Below are 19972 nucleotides of genomic sequence, written 5' to 3'. Positions count from 1 at the left end.
AATAGGCAGAGGACGACCATCCGATGATGAATAACAACAAAATTCTGACGGTCTCATACGGCACTTTCTCGTGCACGTTGGAAGGCTTTGACGATTCATTCGGCACCATGAAGGCCATCGCAGAGTATTTCCGCGACCTGTCGTCGGAGGATCGGTATTTCGGTGCAGAACCCGCACAGCCCGATGCGGAGATGCTGGCCCATATCGCCCAGAAAGAAATCTCGCGCCGCGTCGAGGCGCGCCAGCAGGACGGTCAGATCGTCCTGAGCGCGCAGACCCCGGAAGAACCCGCAGCGCCAGCGCAGCCCGCCCCTGCGCCCGAAGCAGCCGAAACACCCAAGGCCCCTGCCGCGCCGCAGCCGCAGGTCAGCAGCACCGCTGCCGGTCCGTCGGTGGTGTCGACCTCCTTCGCGCCGCGCCGGCCCAAGGAAATCTCTGCCTATTATGACGCCTACCGCATCAACGCGCTGAAATCTGCCGAGCCAGTGACAGCGCCAGAGGCCGCACCCGCGCCTCAGGCCGAAGCCGCCGCACCGCGCGACGAGGTGGTCAGCCGTGATGTTGCCGCGCCAAAGCCCGAAGCCACGCAAGCCGAAGCGGCCCCTGCTTCTGCGGCCCCTGCTTCTGCGGCCCCCGCCCCCGAGGTGGATATCGTCCCTGGCCAACCCGACGAAGATGTCGAAGCGTTTTTCGCCGATAGCCCGCGCAACGAGGTGACCGTCGACGACCAAGACGCCGAAATCCAGCCCGTTGCGGCCCCTGTCGTTGATAGCATCGCGGCCAAACTGCAGCGCATCCGCGCCGTGGTCGCCAATCAGGACGCCCCCGCCGCACCGCAGCCTCAGGTCTTTGACGACGAGGACACAATCGACGCCGAAGACAGCACCGACGATGTCATCGCGGACGCGATCAACGACATCCAAGGCGCGCTGGACGCCGACGATACGGTCGAAGACATCGCACAATCCTCCGACCTCGAAGCTGAAGAAGACGTTACCGCTGCACAAGAGAGTGAAGAACAACACGAAGACGTTGCGGCTGATGAAGTGGAAGAAGCTGACGCCGCGCAGGTTGACGCTGACGAAACCGGTGAAGCCGAAGAAGACACAGCGCCCCGTGGTCGTGTGCTCAAGGTCAAACGCGCCGACATCGACCGTGCCATCGCCGAAGGCGAGCTGGAAGAGGTCGAAGAAGACGCGCCTGCGGTTCTGGAACAGCCTGAAAAACCCGCCCTCCGTATCCAGCGCGACCCCGAATCGACGCTCTCTGACGAGGATGAAGAAGATCTGGCCCGCGAGCTGGCCGAGCTTGAGGCAACATTATCCACCGCCGCTGCCGACACGCTGACCGACGCGCCTGAGGACGCCGAAGAAGCTGTCGCCGTTGAGGACGACGCGCCCGAAGAAGAGACCGCCGAGGAAGCCTCGCAGGAAGACACGGCCCAAGAAGAAACCGTCGACACTGATGTTTCCGAGGATGACGCCGAAGAGGTACAAGCCGAGGTCCAAGCCGAGACCGCGGCAGAGCCCGAAGCCGAAGCCCCCAAAGCCGCCCCGCAACGCCGCAGCCTGCCAACGCTCGACGCGGACAGCGGCCCGGATATGAACCGTCTGCTGGCGGAAACCGACAACCAGATGGACGAACCCGAAGCCGCCACACGCCGCGACGCGATCACCCATCTGCGCGCCGCCGTGGCCGCGAAAAAGGCCGATATGGCCCTTGGTGCGCCCGATGCCGCTGAACGCGAAAACAACGCCTACCGCAGCGATCTGGCCGAGGTGGTCAAACCACGCCGCCCCGCGTCGACCACGGCCCGCACCGAACGCCCCGCCGAACCGCGCCCTGCCCCGCTGAAACTGGTAGCGGCACAGCGGATCGACACGGACCAGCCGCGCAATGTGGCCCCCGTACGCCCCCGCCGCGTGGCCGCAGTGGCCCCCGCGCCGGTGCCGCAAGCCGGTGGCTTTGCCGAATTCGCCGAGGAAATGGGCGCGACCCAGCTTCCCGACCTGCTGGAGGCGGCCGCGGCCTATATGGCCTTTGTCGAAGGCATGGACGATTTCTCGCGTCCGCAGTTGATGAACACCGTACGCCAAGGCGGTGCCGAGGACTTCAGCCGCGAGGAAGGTCTACGCTCCTTCGGTCAGCTGCTGCGCACCGGCAAGCTGCAAAAGCTGGAAGGTGGCCGCTTCAAGGCCTCCGAACAGATCGGGTTCCAGCCGGATGCACGCGCCGCTGGCTAAGCGGGCAAGACAGGATAACCGAAACGAAAAACGGCCCCTGAGGGGGCCGTTTTTTTATGCGATAATGATGGTGTGCAAGCCTATACGACGTGCAGGCGAAACGGGTTATTCTGCGTCGTGATCCGCGTTCGGGTCAGCCTGACCGATCCCCTTGAACACAAATTTGAACGGGATCGCCCAGACCACGCCAAGCGCGATATAGATCACCAGTTCGATCCAGAAGGGTGGCCGGTCAAACAGCGACACGGTGACCACCGCCGCAATGATATAGAGCGGCAGCCCAATCAGCAGAATGACCAGCGCCCACCGGCGACGTGCTTTATATCCAAGGGCCATCATGTCGTCCTTTCATCACGTGCCAAGAGCCCCGAAGGGCCCCGGCGTGTCAGATCAATCGGCGAAGGGGTCGGTGACCAGAATCGTGTCTTCCCGCTCTGGCGAGGTGGACAGCAGCGCCACGGGGCACTGGATCAGCTCTTCGACGCGGCGCACATATTTGATCGCGTTCGCGGGCAGATCGGCCCAGCTACGCGCGCCTTCGGTGCTTTCGGACCAACCGGGCATTTCCTCGTAGATGGGGGTGCAGCGGGCTTGCTGGTCGGCCGCTGTGGGCAGATAATCCAAGTGCTCCCCGTCCAGCTCGTAGCCGGTGCAGATCTTGAGCGTTTCAAACCCGTCCAGCACGTCAAGCTTGGTCAGCGAGATGCCGGTGACGCCGCTGGTCGCACAAGTCTGGCGCACCAAAGCCGCATCGAACCAGCCACAGCGACGCTTACGCCCGGTGGTGGTGCCGAATTCATGGCCCCGCTCGCCCAAACGCTGACCGTCCGCATCATGCAGTTCGGTCGGGAACGGGCCTTCGCCCACGCGGGTGGTATAGGCTTTGACGATGCCCAGCACATAGTTGATCGCGCCCGGCCCGATGCCGACGCCGGTCGCCGCCTGCCCTGCAATCACGTTCGACGAGGTGACGAAAGGATAGGTGCCAAAGTCGATGTCCAGCAGCGCGCCTTGCGCCCCTTCGAACAGGATACGCTTACCGGCCTTGCGCTTTTCGTTCATCACCTTCCAGACAGGTGCTGCGTATTCAAGGATCTTCGGTGCGATCTCTTTCAGCAGTTCAACCAGCCCGTCGCGGTCGATGGCTTCGACGCCCAGACCCTTGCGCAGCGGATCATGGTGCTGCAACGCGCGGTCGACGCGGGCTTCAAGCGTGGCTGTATCGGCCAGATCGGCGACGCGGATGGCGCGGCGGCCGACTTTATCCTCGTAGCACGGGCCGATGCCGCGGCCGGTGGTGCCGATTTTGGTGCCCTTTGATGCGGCCTCTTCACGGGCGCGGTCCAGCTCGCCGTGGTAGGGCATGATCAGCGGTGTGTTTTCCGCGATCATCAGCGTTTCCGGCGTGATCTCTACGCCTTGGGCGCGGATCGTCTCGATCTCTTTCAGCAGGTGCCACGGGTCAAGCACAACACCGTTACCGATCACCGAAAGCTTGCCGCCGCGGACAACGCCCGAAGGCAGCGCGTGCAGCTTGTAGACCTTGCCGTCGATGACCAATGTGTGGCCCGCGTTATGGCCGCCCTGAAAACGCGCGATGACATCGGCCCGTTCGCTGAGCCAGTCCACGATTTTGCCTTTTCCTTCGTCGCCCCATTGGGCGCCTACGACTACGACGTTGGCCATGAAGATATTCCTTTAACAGTTCAAATAACCGTGCAAACCCGTGGAGGTATAGCGACGACCGTCGGGGACCGAAACTGTAAAATGCAGCCAAAACGCCGCCGCGTCATTTTTCTGGGCATTTATCAGCTTGGGGCCGTGAAACTTCGCAACGGGCCATAGACTTTGCCTGGGCTGCCCCGATATTCCATGCCGGATCAAAGAAGGAAGTACCGCAGATGGGATTCATCATACGTTGGGCCTGCGCCTTTGTCTTGCTGGCCGCGACCTTTAACCCGACGCCCTATAACTATGTCACCTGGGCGCAGCGATACGGGCATATGAACCTGTCCATCGCGGTGCTGCTAGGGCTTTTGCTGTTCATCGGCTACGTGATCTATCTCCGCGCGACGCTACGCTCTATCGGCGGGCTGGGGATGCTGCTGGTGCTGGCGCTGGTGGGGTCAAGCCTTTGGGTGCTTTATGATCTGGGCATCCTAAGGCTGGACAACCGCAGCTTTAACCTCTGGCTCGGCCTTGTCGCGCTGAGCTTTGTGCTGGGCATCGGCCTCAGCTGGAGCATCTTTCGCAGGGCGGTATCCGGTCAGGCCGACGTGGACGATGTGGAAACCTGACACGGGCTTTCACACGGGCTTTCCGCCCAAGCGGCACCGCGGGTGCCAATCCTCCCTTGCCCCCATAGGCAAACTTGCCTAGACACGCCCAAAGTCCAAAACGCAGAGCCGTAGGTACCCATGGAAAATGTAGTCCTGATTGTCCATCTCATTCTGGCCCTTGGCCTGATTGCAGTCGTGTTGCTGCAACGGTCCGAAGGGGGCGGCCTTGGCATGGGCGGCGGCGGTGGCGGCGGGGCCGTTTCCGGTCGCTCGGCAGCCACAGCCATGGGCAAACTGACCTGGGTTCTGGCCGCGGCCTTTATCGTGACCTCGATCACGCTGACCATCATCGCGGCTGAAAAATCCGCCGGGTCTTCGGTTATCGATCGTCTGGGCGGCACGCCACCCGCGCTGAACCAGGGTGACGCACCAGCGCTGCCCGATGCCGACGCGCTGCTGCCACCGACACCTGCGGAAAATACACCGCAAGTGCCGACTGCGGATTAATCCAGACACTACAACAGCTTGAGGTTGGGCCAAGATACGCAACAGGATGTTGCGGCTTGGCCTTGCTTTTTCCATCCGAATCCTGTTAGGCTTAAGTCCCGTGATGCTGCGGTTTTCCGCAGCTCAATTGCTTGGCTTTTGCCGCATCAAATCTGAACTCACGGGGGCCTTCATCACATGGCACGCTATATTTTCATCACCGGTGGTGTGGTTTCCAGCCTTGGCAAAGGCCTTGCCTCTGCGGCCTTGGGGGCCTTGTTGCAAGCGCGCGGATACTCCGTCCGTCTGCGCAAACTGGACCCCTATCTGAACGTCGATCCCGGCACGATGTCGCCCTTTGAACATGGCGAGGTTTTCGTCACCGACGATGGCGCCGAAACCGATCTGGATCTGGGCCACTACGAACGCTTTACCGGCGTGGCCGCGCGCAAGACGGATTCGATCAGCTCGGGTCGGGTCTATTCCACCGTGCTCGAGAAAGAGCGGCGCGGCGACTATCTGGGCAAGACCATTCAGGTGATTCCCCACGTCACCAACGAGATCAAGGATTTCCTGCATGTCGGCGATGACGAGGTCGACTTTATGCTGTGCGAAATCGGCGGCACCGTCGGCGATATCGAAGGCCTACCCTTCTTCGAAGCGATCCGCCAGTTCAGCCACGACAAGCCGCGCGGCCAGTGTATCTTCATGCACCTCACCCTGCTGCCCTATCTCGCGGCCAGCGGCGAGCTGAAGACCAAGCCGACGCAACACTCCGTCAAGGAACTGCAAAGCATCGGGATCGCGCCCGATATTCTGGTCTGCCGCTCCGAACACCCCATCCCCGAGAAAGAGCGCGAGAAAATCGCCCTGTTCTGTAACGTCCGCAAAGAGGCCGTGGTCGCGGCCTATGACCTGAAAACCATCTATGACGCGCCGCTGGCCTATCATGCGCAGGGTCTGGATCAGGCCGTGCTGGATGCTTTCGATATTTCCCCCGCACCCAAGCCCGAACTGTCGGTCTGGCGCGATGTCTCTGACCGCGTGCACAACCCCGAAGGCGAAGTGAACGTCGCCATCGTCGGCAAATATACCCAGCTGGAAGACGCCTATAAGTCGATTGCAGAGGCGCTGACCCACGGGGGCATGGCCAACCGCGTCAAGGTCAAGATCGACTGGGTCGATGCCGAGGTCTTTGATCAAAGCGATGATGTATCGGCCCACCTCGAAGGGTTCCACGCGATCCTCGTGCCCGGCGGCTTTGGCGAACGCGGCACCGAGGGCAAGATCAAGGCGGCGCAATATGCCCGCGAGCAGAAAGTCCCCTATCTGGGGATCTGTCTGGGCATGCAGATGGCCGTGATCGAAGCCGCGCGCAACGTGGCCGGTCTGACGACCGCAGGCTCGGAAGAATTCGACCACGAATCCACCGGCAAGAAACGGTTCGAGCCCGTGGTCTACCACCTCAAGGAATGGGTGCAGGGCAATCACAAGGTTGAACGCAAGGTCGACGACGACAAAGGCGGCACCATGCGGCTTGGTGCCTATGACGCGACGCTGAAAGAAGGGTCGAACGTGGCCAAAGTCTATGGCACCACGTCCATCGACGAACGTCACCGCCACCGCTACGAGGTCGATACCGCCTACCGCGAGCAGCTTGAAAAAGCGGGTCTTACCTTCTCGGGGATGTCGCCCGACGGCATGCTGCCCGAGATCGTGGAATGGTCCGATCACCCGTGGTTCATCGGCGTGCAGTTCCACCCCGAACTCAAATCCAAGCCCTTTGATCCGCACCCCTTGTTCAAGGATTTCATCCGCGCCGCCAAAGAAATGTCGCGGCTGGTCTGACCCTCGCGAAAGGCGGCCAACGGCATGCTCAGCTACCAACATATCTACCACGCCGGCAATCTGGCCGATGTTCACAAACACAGCCTGCTGGCGTGGATGTTGGGGTATCTGACCCGCAAGGACAAACCGCTGTCCTATATGGAAACCCATGCGGGGCGCGCGCTGTATGACCTGTCCGACACACCCGCGCTGAAAACAGGCGAGGCGGCGCAGGGCATTGGCCGCGTGCGCGGCTGGTTCGACGATGCGCATCCTTACGCACAGGTGCTTGACCAGATCACCGCTGAACATGGCGCAGACGCCTACCCCGGTTCGCCCCTGCTGGCGGCCAAGCTGCTGCGCGACAGCGACAGCATCCATCTGGCCGAACTGCACCCCGGCGAACATGCGGCACTTGATCTGGCGATGTCGCCCTATGACGTCAAATGCCACCACCGCGACGGGTTCGACATGGCCTTTGCCCTGACCCCGCCCACGCCGCGCCGTGGCCTGATGCTGATTGACCCCAGCTTCGAGATCAAGACAGACTACGCCGATATCCCGCGCCACATTGGCAAGCTGGCGCGCGCGTGGAACGTCGGCATCATCGCGCTGTGGTACCCGATCCTGACCAGTAAAGCGCATCAACCGATGCTCAGCGCGCTGATGGGGGCCCACCCCGAGGCCCTGCGTCACGAGGTCAGCTTTGCCCCGGCCCGCCCCGGTCACGGGATGGTCGGTTCTGGCATGTTCGTGCTGAACCCGCCCTTTGGGCTGAAAGAAGAAACGGCCCGTCTGGCGGCCAAGTTCAAAACCCTACCCCGATAAGGAGCCCCCGATGCCCAAAGGTTACTGGATCGCTAACGTCGACGTGCATGATGCCGAAGTCTACGATAAATACCGCGCCGCCAACGCCAAGCCCTTTGCCGATTTCGGGGCGAAGTTTCTGGTGCGTGGGGCCGCGCCCGACATCCGCGAAGGCACGTCGCACCCGCGCATCGTGGTGATCGAGTTTGCCTCGCTGGCCGATGCGGTGGCCTGCTATGAAAGCGAGGGGTATCAGGCGGCCAAGGATATCCGGTCCTCCGTCTCTGATGGAAATCTGGTCATCGTCGAAGGGTATGACGCCTAAGGCCGCGACAGCCCCCCCGACGCCCCCGCTCCGCCTGCCCCTGCGGCATTGCGCTTTTTATACATCACCCCTTTGCGAATATGGGAAAAACGGAACGCTGCGCGCGGAATCGGGTTAGCCTCATGTGCCCGCAAGGATAAAGAGTTGCCATGTTTGAACGTCTATTCCCCCGCCGCAAGCCGGACCCCAAGCCGCTGCCACAGCCGACCCCCCAGCTTGCCCTTGGCGCGTTGCTGGTGCGTGTGGCGCTGGCCGACCGCACCTACCGCGCCGCCGAAGTGGGGCAGATCGACCGCATCCTCGCCCAGACCTTTGGCCTGAAACCGATCGAGGCCGCGAAACTGCGCGCCACCTGCGAAGCGCTGGAACGCCACGCCCCCGGTACGCCCGAATTCGCCCAGATCCTGCGCGAGGAAGTCGCCTATGACGACCGCAAGGCGCTTGGGGATGCGATGTGGTCTGTGGCGCTGGCCGATGGGGCCCGCGACGACGACGAAGAGATCCAGCTGCTGGCGATTGAAACCGCGCTTGGCCTCAGCGACGCCGACATGACCGCCGCCCGCGAAAAAGCGCTGAACGCTTTGTGACCTTGGCCTTGCGCCGCAACCGCTCTATATCACGCCCATGTTTGCAGAATTCATCAAACGGCTGACCCAGCCTGATCCCGCCCAGCTTCCCGATGGGGATGCCCGCCTTGCGCTGACCGCGCTTTTGGTGCGCATTGCCAAGTCGGATAATGAATACGCCCCGTCCGAGCGCGCGCGCATCGACCAGATCATCGCGAAACGCTATGCGCTGGACGCTGACGGCACCGCCTCTCTGCGGGCAGACGCCGAAGCGCTGGAAGCCGAAGCCCCCGATACCGTCCGCTTTACCCGCGCGATCAAGGATGCCGTCCCCTATGACGACCGCCTTGCCGTGATCAAAGCCCTGTGGGAAGTCGTGCTGGCCGATGGGAGCCGCTCTGACGAGGAAAACGCATTGCTGCGTTTGGTGGCCAACTTGCTGGGGGTCACAGACACCGACAGCGCCATCGTGCGCAAGCAGATTGAAGACAAAGACTAGTTTACGCGCAGGCGGTGAATTTACGCGGGGTCAACCGTTGAATTATTGGGCAAAACCCAAGTTCTGGATTGCAAATCCCCCTTAAAATCACCTTAACTTGCTGCGGAATGCACAATAAGGCAGCACAGTGACAGATCAGCCCCCCGTTATTGAGATCAACAATCTTCACAAGGCTTATGGCCCTCTGGAGGTGCTCAAGGGGGTGTCGGTCAAGGCCCCGCGCGGGCACGTCATCTCGCTGATCGGGTCGTCCGGCTCCGGTAAATCGACGCTGCTGCGCTGCTGTAACCTGCTGGAAGACAGCCAAGAGGGCGATCTGCGCTTCAACGGCGAGGCAGTCACCTGGAAAGGCACCGGCCACCACCGCCGCCCTGCCGATCCAAAACAGGTGCTGCGCATCCGCACGAACCTGTCGATGGTGTTCCAACAGTTCAACCTGTGGTCCCATATGACGATCCTGCAAAACGTGATGGAGGCCCCGCTGACCGTCCTGCGCCGCGACCGTGCCGAGGTTGAGGCCGCCGCGCGGGCCTATCTCGACAAGGTGGGCATCGGCGACAAATGCGATGTCTTTCCGGCGCAACTGTCGGGTGGCCAGCAACAACGCGCCGCCATCGCACGCGGGCTGTGTATGGAGCCCGAAGCATTGCTATTCGACGAACCGACCTCGGCGCTGGACCCCGAGCTTGAGCAAGAGGTCGTCAAAGTCATCAAGGATCTGGCCGCCGAAGGGCGGACCATGATGATCGTAACCCATGATATGAAACTTGCGGCCGATGTCTCGGATCACGTCGTGTTCCTGCATCAGGGTTTGATCGAAGAACAAGGGGCCCCCGAAGACCTGTTCGGTGCCCCTAAATCAGAACGTCTGCGCGGGTTCCTCTCGGCCACTCACGCAGAGTAAAACCACCTAAAAACAATAAACTGGGAGACTTCAAAAATGAAAACACTCGTTCTTGCAACCGCCGCACTGGCGCTCAGCACCGGTTTCGCCATGGCAGACGCCCACGGCAAGACCATCCGCATGGGGACCGAAGGGGCCTACCCTCCCTATAACTTCCTGAATGACGCGGGCGAAGTAGACGGCTTTGAGCGCGAAGTCGGTGACGAGCTTTGCGCCCGTGCCGAGCTGACCTGCGAATGGGTCACCAACGAATGGGACAGCATCATCCCGAACCTCACGTCGGGCAACTACGACACCATCATCGCCGGTATGAGCATCACCGACGAGCGCGAAGAAGTGATTGATTTCACACAGAACTACTTCCCGCCCGCGGCTTCCGCCTATGCGGCGAAATCGGCGGATGCCGATGTGATGGGCGGTGTTGTTGCAGCACAGACCAGCACGATCCAGGCCGGTCACGTGGCTGAATCCGGTGCCACCCTGCTGGAATTCGCCACCTATGATGAAACCGTCGCAGCCGTGAACAATGGCGAAGCGGATGCGGTTTTCGCCGACAAGGACGCGCTGGTCCCCACGGTCGAGGAATCCGGCGGCGAGATGGTCTTTGTCGGTGACGACGTGCCACTGGGCGGCGGCATCGGCCTTGGCCTGCGCGAAAGCGACACAGAGCTGAAAGCGAAATTCGACGCCGCGATCCAGTCGATGAAGGATGACGGCAGCCTGAACAAGCTGATCATCAAATGGTTCGGCGAAGACGCTAAAACATTCTGATCTTGATCGGGGCGGCGCAGATGCCGCCCCTTTTCTCTGCCTGCCGATCTGAGTAAAGACCCAAATCCAGACGCCCGCCAAAGGGCGCATACCACCGGGACATTCCGCCATTTTTGCCTGCACCGACCCAGAAACGCTTTCCGGCCTGTCGTGGCTGACGTGCTACCTGACCACGGGCAAGCATTTGGCCTTTTATGGTGCCTTCGGCACCGTCTTGCTGCTGCTCGCCATCACCGCCCCCGCAGCACTTGCCTTTGGCTTTGGCGGCGCGATGGCCGCACGGTCGCCCTTAGCGCCGCTGTCATGGCTGGGCCGCGCCTATATCGCCATTGTACGGGGCGTGCCCGACATCGCCTTCTTCCTGTTCTTCGTCATCGCGCTGGATCAGGGCATCGAATACCTGCGCCACAAGGTGAAATGCCCCGACTGGGATCAGCCGATCCGTCAGGGCAGCGACTTTATCGTCTGTCAGGCCGCCAAGATGCCGCTTGGCAACTCTGCCCAATGGGTCCACGAGGCCTATGGCTTTTCGCTTGCGGTACTGACCTTTGCCATCGTTTTCGGGGCCTTTGCCGCCAATGTGCTTTATGGCGCGATGCGCGCTGTGCCCCGCGCCCAGATCGAGACCGGCGAGGCGTATGGCATGACCCCGCGCCAGACCTTCTGGCGTATCCTTGTGCCGCAGATGTGGGTCTATGCGCTGCCCGGTCTGGGGAACCTGTGGATGGTGCTGATCAAGGCCACCCCACTGTTGTTCCTGCTGGGCGTCGAGGACATCGTTTATTGGGCGCGTGATCTGGGTGGAGCCAAGACCCCGCGCTTTACCGATTACCCCCACCCCGACTGGCGCATGTGGTATTTTCTGGCGCTGCTGGTGTTCTACCTCTGCTTTACCCGTGTGTCTGAAATCGTGCTCGACCGGCTGATGCGCCGTCTGACCAAGGGTCAGGCCACCGCCGGCGGCGAAGCACAGCGAAAGGCAGCGGCATGACCTGTTGGGAAACCATCCAATCCTATGGGCTGCGCTCGCTTGGCTATGGCGAACGGCTGCTGCCGCGCAGCGACTTTACGCTGTGTGACCAGTTCACCCTGATCGGGTCGGGCATGATCTGGAACGTCTACTACGGGTTTTTCGCGCTGGTCAGCGGCTTCCTGCTGGCGACGGCGCTGGCCGTGGCCAAGGCCCACCCCAGCCCTTGGCTGCGCAAACCGGCCGAATGGTTTATCTTCCTGTTCCGCGGCTCGCCCTTGTTCATCCAGTTCTTCTTTGGCTACTTCCTGTTCCTTAGCCTAAAATCTGTGCACCCGTTCTTTGATATGTTCACCTCTGCGTGGCTTGGGGCGCTGATTGTTCTGTTCTTCAACACCTCTGCCTACTCGGCCGAGATTTTCTATGGCGCGCTGCAATCCATCCCCAAGGGCGACACCGAAGCCGCCGATGCCTACGGCATTTCCGGCTGGCCGCGGTTCAAGCGCATCATCTGGCCCACCATGCTGCGGCTGGCATGGCCCGCCTATACAAACGAGGCGATCTTCCTGTTTCATGCGACAACGCTGGTGTTTTTCACCGGTTTTCCGGCGCTGCAACAACGCGGGGACGCGCTGTATTACGCCAGCTATTTCGCGGATAAGACGTTTAACCCGTTTATCCCCTACCCCATTCTGGCGGGCTACTTCATTTTGCTGACGCTGGTGATCATTGCCATCTTCGGGCTGATCAACCGCCGTTTGAACCGCCATGTGCCTCAGGCTGCGGTGCGGAAAATTCGCTTGCGTCTAAATCTGATCCGGTAGTATCTGTTTTTTGATCAAATTATTTAGCGCGTGGGCGCTACCCCCGGTTTTCACGTTGTAAGAACGCCGTTCATGCCCGCCGCTTGCAAGGTGTGATATGAAAAACTGGCTCCGCAAACATCCTCAGGTCCGCACAATCCGTGTGGCCGCCGCCGACTTGAATGGTCAGGCCCGCGGCAAGCGTATCCCCACGCGCTTTGCCGACAAGGTGGTAGAGGACGGCACGCGCTTTCCCATGTCCGTGCTGAACCTCGATATCTGGGGCGAAGACATCGACGACAGCCCGCTGGTGTTTGAAAGCGGCGATGCCGATGGCATCCTGCACCCGACCGAACGCGGCTTTCTGCCGATGCCCTGGCTTGATGCGCCCTCTGCGCTGCTGCCGATCTGGATGTTCCACGAAGACGGGCGCCCCTATGGCGGCGACCCGCGCCATGCCCTGCGCGCGGTGGTCGAACGCTACAAGGATCGCGGGCTGACGCCGGTCTGCGCGGTCGAGCTTGAATTCTTCCTGATCGACGATTCGGGCCGCAAACTGCAGGTGCCGCTGTCGCCCCGGTCGGGCAAACGCCGCAAGGCCGCCGAAACCCTGTCGATCCGCGCGCTGGACCAGTTCGATGAATTCTTCACCGATCTTTATGACGCCTGCGAAGAGATGGACATCCCCGCCGACACCGCCATTTCCGAAGCGGGTCTGGGCCAGTTCGAGATCAACCTCATGCATTGCGACGACGCCCTGCGCGCCGCCGATGATGCCTGGCTTTTCAAGATGCTGGTCAAGGGCCTCGCCCGCCGCCACGGCTTTGCCGCAAGCTTCATGGCGAAACCCTACGAGGATTACCCCGGGTCGGGCCTGCACACGCATTTCTCGGTGCTCGACAAGAACGGTAACAATGTCTTTGACGACGGCGGCCCCCAAGGCACGGCGATCATGCGTCACGCTGTGGCGGGTTGTATGAATGCCATGGCCGGCTGCGCGCTGGTCTTTGCGCCCCACGCCAACAGCTTCGACCGTATGGTGCCCGGTGCCCACGCGCCCACGGGGATCTCTTGGGCCTACGAGAACCGCACCTCCTCCATCCGTATCCCGTCCGGCAGCCACAAGGCGCGGCGGATCGAACACCGTGTGTCGGGCGGCGACGTGAACCCCTATCTGATGCTGGCCGCCGTGCTGGGTGCTGCGATGAACGGCATCGAGGACGGGGCAGAGCCCCCCGCCCCGATCACCGGCAACGCCTATGCCGCCGACCTGCCGCAAATCCCCGGCGACTGGAAATCCGCGATCGACGCCTTTGAAAACTCCGCCGAGGTAAAGCGTATCTTTGCCCCTGAAATGGTGCGCAACTTTATCCTCACCAAACGGCAAGAGCTGCATTATATGCAAGAACTGACCCCGCAAGAGCAGGTCGAAATCTATCTGGACACGGTGTAATCAGATGCCCCCCATGAAAATCGGTATCCTTCAAACCGGCCACTCCCCCGACAATATGAAAGACGCGCTTGGCGATTATGGCGATATGTTTGTCAAACTGCTGGGCGGCCACGGGTTCGACTTCCAGATCTGGTCCGTGGTCGATGGCGACTTCCCGGCCTCGGCGGTGGATGCGGACGGCTGGCTGATCACCGGATCGAAACACGGTGCCTACGAGGATCATGACTGGATCCCCCCGCTGGAGCAGCTGATCCGCGCCATCCGCGAGGCAGGCCGCCCGCTGGTCGGCATCTGCTTTGGCCACCAGATCATTGCACAGGCCCTTGGCGGCAAGGTCGAGAAATTCGCCGGCGGCTGGTCCGTCGGCCGCACCGAATACACCATCGACGGAGAGACCCTGGCCCTGAATGCCTGGCATCAGGATCAGGTCACCCAACTGCCCGAAGGGGCCAAGGTGGTCGGCGCTTCCGACTTCTGCGCCAACGCGGCCCTGCTGTATGATGATCACATCTGGACCATCCAGCCCCACCCCGAATTTACCCAAGACTTTATCGACGGGCTGATCCGCACCCGCGGCAAGGGCGTCGTGCCCGATCACCAGCTTCAGGCGGCTTCCGCCCTGCTGGACGCCCCCACCGACAATGCAAAAATCGCCGACCATATTGCAGATTTCCTCAAGAAAGAGAGATTATGATGTCCGACTGGCTTGAAGAGCTTCCCCCCGCAGCACGCGAATATCTGGAGGGCAAGCGGCTCGACGAAGTTGAATGTATCATCCCCGACCTCCCCGGCATCGCACGCGGCAAAGCGGTGCCCGCCACAAAATTCGCACGGCAGGAATATTTCCACCTGCCCGACAGCATCTTCTACCAGACCATCACCGGTGAATGGGGCGACGCCGCCGGTGCCGACGGGTTCATCGAAAAAGACATGATCCTGCGGCCCGATATCTCGACCGCGACCGCCGCCCCCTGGACCGGCGACTGGACATTGCAAGTGATCCACGACGCCTTTGACCGCGACGGCAATCCGGTTGAATATTCGCCGCGCAATGTGCTGAAACGCGTTGTCGATCTTTATCGCGTACAAGGCTGGGAGCCGGTTGTCGCCCCCGAAATGGAATTCTTTCTGGTCGCGCGCAACCTTGACCCCGCGCATGAGATCAAGCCGATGATGGGTCGCTCCGGCCGCCCTGCTGCCGCGCGTCAGGCCTATTCCATGACCGCCGTCGATGAATTCGGCCCCGTGATCGACGACATCTACGACTTTGCCGAGGCACAGGGATTCGAGATTGACGGTATCACCCAGGAAGGCGGCGCGGGCCAGCTTGAGATCAACCTGATCCACGGTGACCCCGTGCGGCTGGCCGACGAGGTGTTCTATTTCAAACGTCTGATCCGCGAAGCCGCCCTGCGCCACGATTGCTATGCCACCTTCATGGCGAAACCCATCGCCAACGAACCCGGCAGCGCCATGCATATCCACCATTCGGTGCTGGATGCTACGACGGGCAAGAACATCTTCTCCGGCCCGCAAGGCGGCGAGACGGACGCGTTTTACCACTTTATCGCCGGCATGCAGAACCACATGCCCGACGCGCTGGCCGTCATTGCGCCCTATGTGAACAGCTACCGGCGCTACGTCAAAGACCATGCCGCGCCGATCAATCTGGAATGGGGCCGCGACAACCGCACCACCGGCATCCGCGTGCCCCTGTCCGGCCCCGCGTCACGCCGGGTCGAGAACCGCCTCGCCGGGATGGACTGCAACCCCTACCTCGGCATCGCCGCCTCGCTCGCCTGCGGCTATCTGGGCCTGATGGAACAGAAAAAGCCCAAAGCCGAATTCAAGGGCGACGCCTATGACGGCGACGGGGATATCCCGCAGGTGCTGGGATCCGCGCTGGATCTGTTTGAAGAAGCCACGACCCTGCACGAGGTGTTGGGCCCCGAGTTCGCCCGCGTCTACGCCATCGTCAAACGCGCGGAATACGAAGAGTTCCTGCATGTGATTTCCCCGTGGGAACGCGAGCACCTGTTGATGAACGTCTAGGCCCGCCGCACCCGCGGGAGCCTTCGGCGAGGATTTAAGACCATTTGGAAGCGGCCAAGGGGGCCGATCTGCAATGAACCTGCTTTACGCAAACGACGCGCCGGGGCGCTATCCAGACAGCTGGTACGCCGCGACCGCAACCCCGACCGATGCCTACCCCACGCTCAAGGGCGATCAACGCGCGGATGTCTGCGTTGTCGGGGGCGGCTATACTGGCCTGTCGGCTGCGTTGCATCTGGCACAGGCCGGTCGCCGCGTCGTGCTGGTCGAGGCGCAGCGCGTGGGCTTTGGGGCCTCGGGGCGCAATGGCGGGCAATTGGGGAGTGGTCAGCGCGTCGAACAGGACGCCCTGGAAAAGATGGTCGGACGCGATGGCGCAACGCGACTATGGGATCTGGGCGAGGACGCCAAAGCGCTTGTTAAAAGCCTGATCAAGACCCATGACATCGATTGCCACCTCAAGCCCGGCGTCGCCTGGACCGCCAGTTCTGCCGGTGACGTGGAGCATCTGCACGCCTATGCCAGCTTCTTGCAGGACCGCTATGGCTACGAGCTGATAGAGGTGTTGGACCGCGACGCGCTGCGCACTGTCTGTGCCTCGCCCGCCTATCGCGGCGGTATTCTGGATATGGGGGCCGCGCATCTGCATCCTCTCAACCTCGCCCTTGGGCTGGCACGGGCGGCGCAGGCGGCAGGGGTCGAGATCTTTGAACGCAGCGCCGTGCATCACGTCACCGAAGGCAGCCCCGCCACTGTGCAGACCGATGGCGGACGGGTGACGGCGGACCATGTGATCCTGGCCTGCAACGGCTATCTGGGCGGGCTGAACCGCAAGGTCGCGGCCAAGGTCATGCCGATCAACAACTTTATCGTCGCCACCGAACCCTTGGGCGACCGCGTGAAAGACGTGCTGCCCCGGGATGTCGCCGTGGCCGATAGCAAATTCGTGGTGAACTATTTCCGGCTCAGCCATGATGGGCGGCTGCTGTTCGGCGGCGGCGAAAGCTATGGCTACCGCTTCCCCAGCGACCTCGCCGCCAAGGCGCGCAAACCCATGGGCCAGGTTTTCCCCGCGCTGCGCGACGTCAAGATCGACTACGCCTGGGGCGGCACGCTGGCGATCACCATGAAGCGGCTGCCCTTTCTGGCCCGCGTGGCCCCGAACATCCTGTCGGCTTCGGGCTATTCCGGCCACGGCGTCGGCACCGCGATCCACGCAGGGCAGTTGATGGCCCGTGCGATCCAGGGCGATGGCGACGGCTTTGACACGATGAGCGCCCTGCCCACGCCGACCTTCCCCGGCGGCGGCGCACTGCGCAGCCCGCTGCTCGCGCTCGCCATGAGCTGGTTCAGCCTGCGCGACCGTCTGGGGATATAGTCACAAAACATTCATGAAGCGGAACGGGGAAAAGGCTTGGTCCCATAGGCGCATTGTTTTACCATTCTGAAAACAAACATTCAGGATATTGAAATATGACCCTGCCCGACATGCACAGCGCCGAAGCCATTCCCGACACAGCCCGCGCCGAGATAGAGCTGCTGTTGCAAAGCGGCGATCTGTTTCGCTACACCGCTGCCGCCGATGCGCCGGTGTCCTTGCTGGAGGTCGAGTTCGCGCAGATGATGGGCAGCCGCTATGCACTGGCGGTGTCGTCCTGCTCTGCCGCGCTGTTTCTGTCGCTGCTGGCGCTGGACCTGCCGCAGAACGCCAAGGTGCTGATCCCCGGCTTTACCTTCGCGGCCGTGCCCTCTGCCGTGATCCACGCCAATTATACGCCGGTGCTCTGCGAGGTCGGGGAAAACTACCGGATCGATATGGCGGATTTCGCCGCCAAGCTGCCGGGTGTCGACGCCGTGATCATCAGCCACATGCGGGGGCATACCTCGGATATGGATGCGATCATGCAGCTGTGCGATGCCGCAAACGTGCCGGTGATCGAGGATGCGGCCCATTCGCTCGGCACCCTCTGGCACGACCGCAAGATCGGCACCATCGGCAAGATCGGCTGCTTTTCCTTCCAGTCCTACAAGATGGTCAACGCGGGCGAAGGCGGCATCCTGATCACCGACGACGCCGATCTGGTGGCCCGTGCGATCATCATGTCCGGTGCCTATGAACACAACTGGAAGAAACACCCCGGCATCGCGGACGCCTGCGCGCGCTGGCAGAATAAACTGCCGCTTTATAACCTGCGTCTTAACAACCTTTCAGCGGTGCTGGTGCGGGCCCAACTGGCCGAACTGCCCCGCCGTGTGGCCGACGGGCTGCGCAATCATGACTATGTCGCGGCCAAGCTGAACGCCGCCCCCCAGATCGACGTCCCCGCCCCGCTGCCCCCCGAAACCCGCGCGCCGGATTCCATCCAGTTCAATCTGGTCGGGCTGGACGATGCCGCCATCCGCGCCTTTGCCGAAGCCAGCGCCAAGGCCGGCGTCAAGGTTCAGGTCTTCGGCCAAAGCACCGACAACGCGCGCGCCTTCTGGAACTGGCAGTTCATCAAAGACATGCCCGACCTGCCCCGGACCCGCGCCATGTTGATGACCGCCTGCGACGTGCGCCTGCCCGTGCAACTGCAACCAGCCGAGCTCGACGCGATTGTGAATGTGCTGCTCGGGGCGCTGGCGACGGTGACGAAATCCGCCGCGGCCTAAGGCTTCATTTTGCCAGACAAACTCCCGCCGGAGGCATCCGGCAGACACACCAAAGCCCACCCGTCAGCGGGTGGGCCTTAACCGTTCAAACGGGGACCAAGCGCCGTCACTTCAGCTTGGAGAGTTTTTCCTGCAGCTCGGCGAGTTGTTGTTTGATCGCATCCAGACTTTCGGCGTCATCGCCCTTGGCGCTGGCGGGGCGCTGATCGGTCTTGCCCATGCCGTTCCAAGGTGTCGGCATATTGCCGGTCATCGCCTTCATGAACGCCTCTTGCTGGGCCTGCATGACCTCGAAACCGGGCATCTTCGCCATCGGGTTGATCGTGTTCATGTTCTCAAGCACCCGCGCCTGACCGTCGCGCAGCATGTCAAACGATGTCTTAAGGAACTGCGGCACAACGCTCGCATCGGGGGACATATAGCTGCGCACAAGATCGTTCAGCACATCCACCGGCAGCACGGATTCACCACGGCTTTCGTGTTCGGCGATGATTTGCAGCAGATATTGGCGGGTCAGATCGTCGCCTGATTTCAGGTCCACAATCTGCACCTCGCGCCCGTCGCGGATAAACCCCGAGATATCATCCAGCGTCACATAGTCACTGGTTTCGGTATTATACAGGCGGCGGCTGGCATATCGTTTGATAAGCAGGGGCTTGACTGTTTCGGTCACGGTAGATCCTTCCCAAATAGCATGCTGCATTGCAGCTTAGGGCAGCTTAAATGAAAAAGATAGGTGCCACAAAAAAGGGCAGACCGCAAAGTCTGCCCTCATCAATCTTTACCTGAACCAAAGGCCGGTGCGATTACTTCGCAGCAGCTTTCTTTGTGGCGGCTGTCGCGTCGGATGTCGTTTTTTTCACAGCAGCTGTTGCTTCTTCGGACATGTCTTTGCCCGCAGCCATCATCAGCTCAACCGTGTCCATCTGAACTTTTTTCGCGATTTCAGCGAAAGCGGCCATATGCTCGGACGCGACTTCAGCAGAAGCCGAGGTGAACTCGGTCATTGCTTTGGCGTAATCTGCTGGCTCTTGCTTGGCTTTCGACATCTCGGACATTTTTGCCAGAGTGTCTTTTGTCCATTTGCTGGAAATCTCGGCGGATTTCTCGGCAGCGTTCAGCGCTACGCCGGACAGCTTTTCGTTCAGTGTCGCGGTTGTTTTGAACGCGTCGTTCATTGCGGATGTGTCAACTGGGAATGCACCCATCATGTCTTTCATCATCGCGGCGAAATCTGGTGTCTTCGTCATGGTAAACTCTCCTTCTGGGGTCAAGCGGCGTCTACCGCTACGTTATGACTACCCCATAGATAGATGCTGCGGTGCGGCATTGCAA

The 19972-nt window shown here is 61.4% G+C and carries 21 protein-coding genes; 17 read left to right on the top strand and 4 right to left on the bottom strand.

The features are described 5' to 3' along the window. Positions 1 to 23: 23 nt before the first annotated feature. A complete protein-coding gene (locus AB1495_RS11165; RefSeq protein WP_074635620.1) occupies positions 24 to 2243 on the top strand; it encodes a hypothetical protein in 2220 nt (739 codons plus the stop codon). A 105-nt stretch (positions 2244 to 2348) separates the two neighbouring features. Here AB1495_RS11165 and AB1495_RS11160 read toward each other — a convergent pair whose 3' ends face one another. Together AB1495_RS11160 and AB1495_RS11155 are read right to left on the bottom strand one after the other, a co-directional pair. Then, entirely contained in the window at positions 2349 to 2579 is a 231-nt protein-coding gene (locus AB1495_RS11160; protein WP_005852473.1) for a DUF2842 domain-containing protein, read from the bottom strand. 54 nt (positions 2580 to 2633) lie between these two features. Then, complete coding sequence (locus AB1495_RS11155) at positions 2634 to 3929, bottom strand: adenylosuccinate synthase (protein ID WP_074635618.1); 1296 nt, start codon at positions 3927 to 3929, stop codon at positions 2634 to 2636. A gap of 215 nt (positions 3930 to 4144) precedes the next feature. Here AB1495_RS11155 and AB1495_RS11150 point away from each other — a divergent pair, with 215 nt between their 5' ends. The 16 genes from AB1495_RS11150 to AB1495_RS11075 all read left to right on the top strand — a co-directional run bounded on the left by AB1495_RS11150 (position 4145) and on the right by AB1495_RS11075 (position 18637). Next, complete coding sequence (locus tag AB1495_RS11150) at positions 4145 to 4540, top strand: DUF6524 family protein (protein WP_005852469.1); 396 nt, start codon at positions 4145 to 4147, stop codon at positions 4538 to 4540. Between the two features lie 120 nt (positions 4541 to 4660). Continuing rightward, positions 4661 to 5029 carry a preprotein translocase subunit SecG gene (secG, locus tag AB1495_RS11145; RefSeq protein ID WP_037943847.1) on the top strand — a complete coding sequence of 123 codons (369 nt, stop codon included), beginning with the start codon at positions 4661 to 4663 and terminating at the stop codon, positions 5027 to 5029. A 177-nt stretch (positions 5030 to 5206) separates the two neighbouring features. Then, a complete protein-coding gene (locus AB1495_RS11140) occupies positions 5207 to 6856 on the top strand; it encodes a CTP synthase (RefSeq protein ID WP_005852465.1) in 1650 nt (549 codons plus the stop codon). 24 nt (positions 6857 to 6880) lie between these two features. Next, positions 6881 to 7663 (top strand): 23S rRNA (adenine(2030)-N(6))-methyltransferase RlmJ, encoded by a 783-nt coding sequence (rlmJ, locus tag AB1495_RS11135; protein WP_074635616.1) that lies wholly within the window; start codon positions 6881 to 6883, stop codon positions 7661 to 7663. A 10-nt stretch (positions 7664 to 7673) separates the two neighbouring features. Beyond that, positions 7674 to 7967, top strand: coding sequence for a DUF1330 domain-containing protein (locus AB1495_RS11130; protein WP_005852461.1), 294 nt, complete (start codon positions 7674 to 7676; stop codon positions 7965 to 7967). 149 nt (positions 7968 to 8116) lie between these two features. Further along, entirely contained in the window at positions 8117 to 8554 is a 438-nt protein-coding gene (locus tag AB1495_RS11125; RefSeq protein ID WP_074635615.1) for a TerB family tellurite resistance protein, read from the top strand. Between the two features lie 37 nt (positions 8555 to 8591). Continuing rightward, the gene (locus tag AB1495_RS11120; RefSeq protein ID WP_005852457.1) at positions 8592 to 9032 is read left to right on the top strand and encodes a TerB family tellurite resistance protein; all 441 of its coding nucleotides are present in this window, start codon (positions 8592 to 8594) and stop codon (positions 9030 to 9032) included. Positions 9033 to 9159: 127 nt separating this feature from the next. Next, the gene (locus AB1495_RS11115; RefSeq protein WP_005852455.1) at positions 9160 to 9936 is read left to right on the top strand and encodes an ABC transporter ATP-binding protein; all 777 of its coding nucleotides are present in this window, start codon (positions 9160 to 9162) and stop codon (positions 9934 to 9936) included. 36 nt (positions 9937 to 9972) lie between these two features. Beyond that, complete coding sequence (locus AB1495_RS11110; protein WP_009826569.1) at positions 9973 to 10707, top strand: transporter substrate-binding domain-containing protein; 735 nt, start codon at positions 9973 to 9975, stop codon at positions 10705 to 10707. Between the two features lie 109 nt (positions 10708 to 10816). Further along, positions 10817 to 11698, top strand: coding sequence for an ABC transporter permease (locus AB1495_RS11105; RefSeq protein WP_074635613.1), 882 nt, complete (start codon positions 10817 to 10819; stop codon positions 11696 to 11698). Further along, positions 11695 to 12501, top strand: a complete 807-nt coding sequence (locus AB1495_RS11100; RefSeq protein ID WP_005852449.1) for an ABC transporter permease — start codon at positions 11695 to 11697, stop codon at positions 12499 to 12501. The genes AB1495_RS11105 and AB1495_RS11100 overlap by 4 nt, the downstream gene beginning before the upstream one ends. A 97-nt stretch (positions 12502 to 12598) precedes the next feature. Next, complete coding sequence (locus AB1495_RS11095) at positions 12599 to 13933, top strand: glutamine synthetase family protein (RefSeq protein ID WP_005852447.1); 1335 nt, start codon at positions 12599 to 12601, stop codon at positions 13931 to 13933. Between the two features lie 13 nt (positions 13934 to 13946). Continuing rightward, positions 13947 to 14627, top strand: a complete 681-nt coding sequence (locus AB1495_RS11090) for a type 1 glutamine amidotransferase (protein WP_074635612.1) — start codon at positions 13947 to 13949, stop codon at positions 14625 to 14627. Then, positions 14627 to 15985 carry a glutamine synthetase family protein gene (locus AB1495_RS11085; RefSeq protein WP_074635736.1) on the top strand — a complete coding sequence of 453 codons (1359 nt, stop codon included), beginning with the start codon at positions 14627 to 14629 and terminating at the stop codon, positions 15983 to 15985. Before AB1495_RS11090 ends, AB1495_RS11085 begins: the two co-directional genes overlap by 1 nt. A gap of 73 nt (positions 15986 to 16058) precedes the next feature. Then, positions 16059 to 17363, top strand: a complete 1305-nt coding sequence (locus AB1495_RS11080; protein WP_074635610.1) for an FAD-binding oxidoreductase — start codon at positions 16059 to 16061, stop codon at positions 17361 to 17363. A gap of 95 nt (positions 17364 to 17458) precedes the next feature. After that, positions 17459 to 18637, top strand: a complete 1179-nt coding sequence (locus AB1495_RS11075; RefSeq protein ID WP_074635608.1) for a DegT/DnrJ/EryC1/StrS aminotransferase family protein — start codon at positions 17459 to 17461, stop codon at positions 18635 to 18637. A 106-nt stretch (positions 18638 to 18743) separates the two neighbouring features. Here AB1495_RS11075 and phaR read toward each other — a convergent pair whose 3' ends face one another. Further along, on the bottom strand, positions 18744 to 19310 hold the full coding sequence (gene phaR / locus AB1495_RS11070; RefSeq protein ID WP_005852439.1) for a polyhydroxyalkanoate synthesis repressor PhaR: 567 nt from the start codon (positions 19308 to 19310) through the stop codon (positions 18744 to 18746). A gap of 133 nt (positions 19311 to 19443) precedes the next feature. Beyond that, positions 19444 to 19887, bottom strand: coding sequence for a phasin family protein (locus AB1495_RS11065; RefSeq protein WP_074635607.1), 444 nt, complete (start codon positions 19885 to 19887; stop codon positions 19444 to 19446). Between the last annotated feature and the right edge of the window lie 85 nt (positions 19888 to 19972).

This window comes from Sulfitobacter pontiacus, from assembly GCF_040790665.1.
Taxonomy (GTDB): Bacteria; Pseudomonadota; Alphaproteobacteria; order Rhodobacterales; family Rhodobacteraceae; genus Sulfitobacter; species Sulfitobacter pontiacus.
Note: the sequence above shows the minus strand (reverse complement) of the source record. Positions and strands in the feature narration are given on the sequence as shown.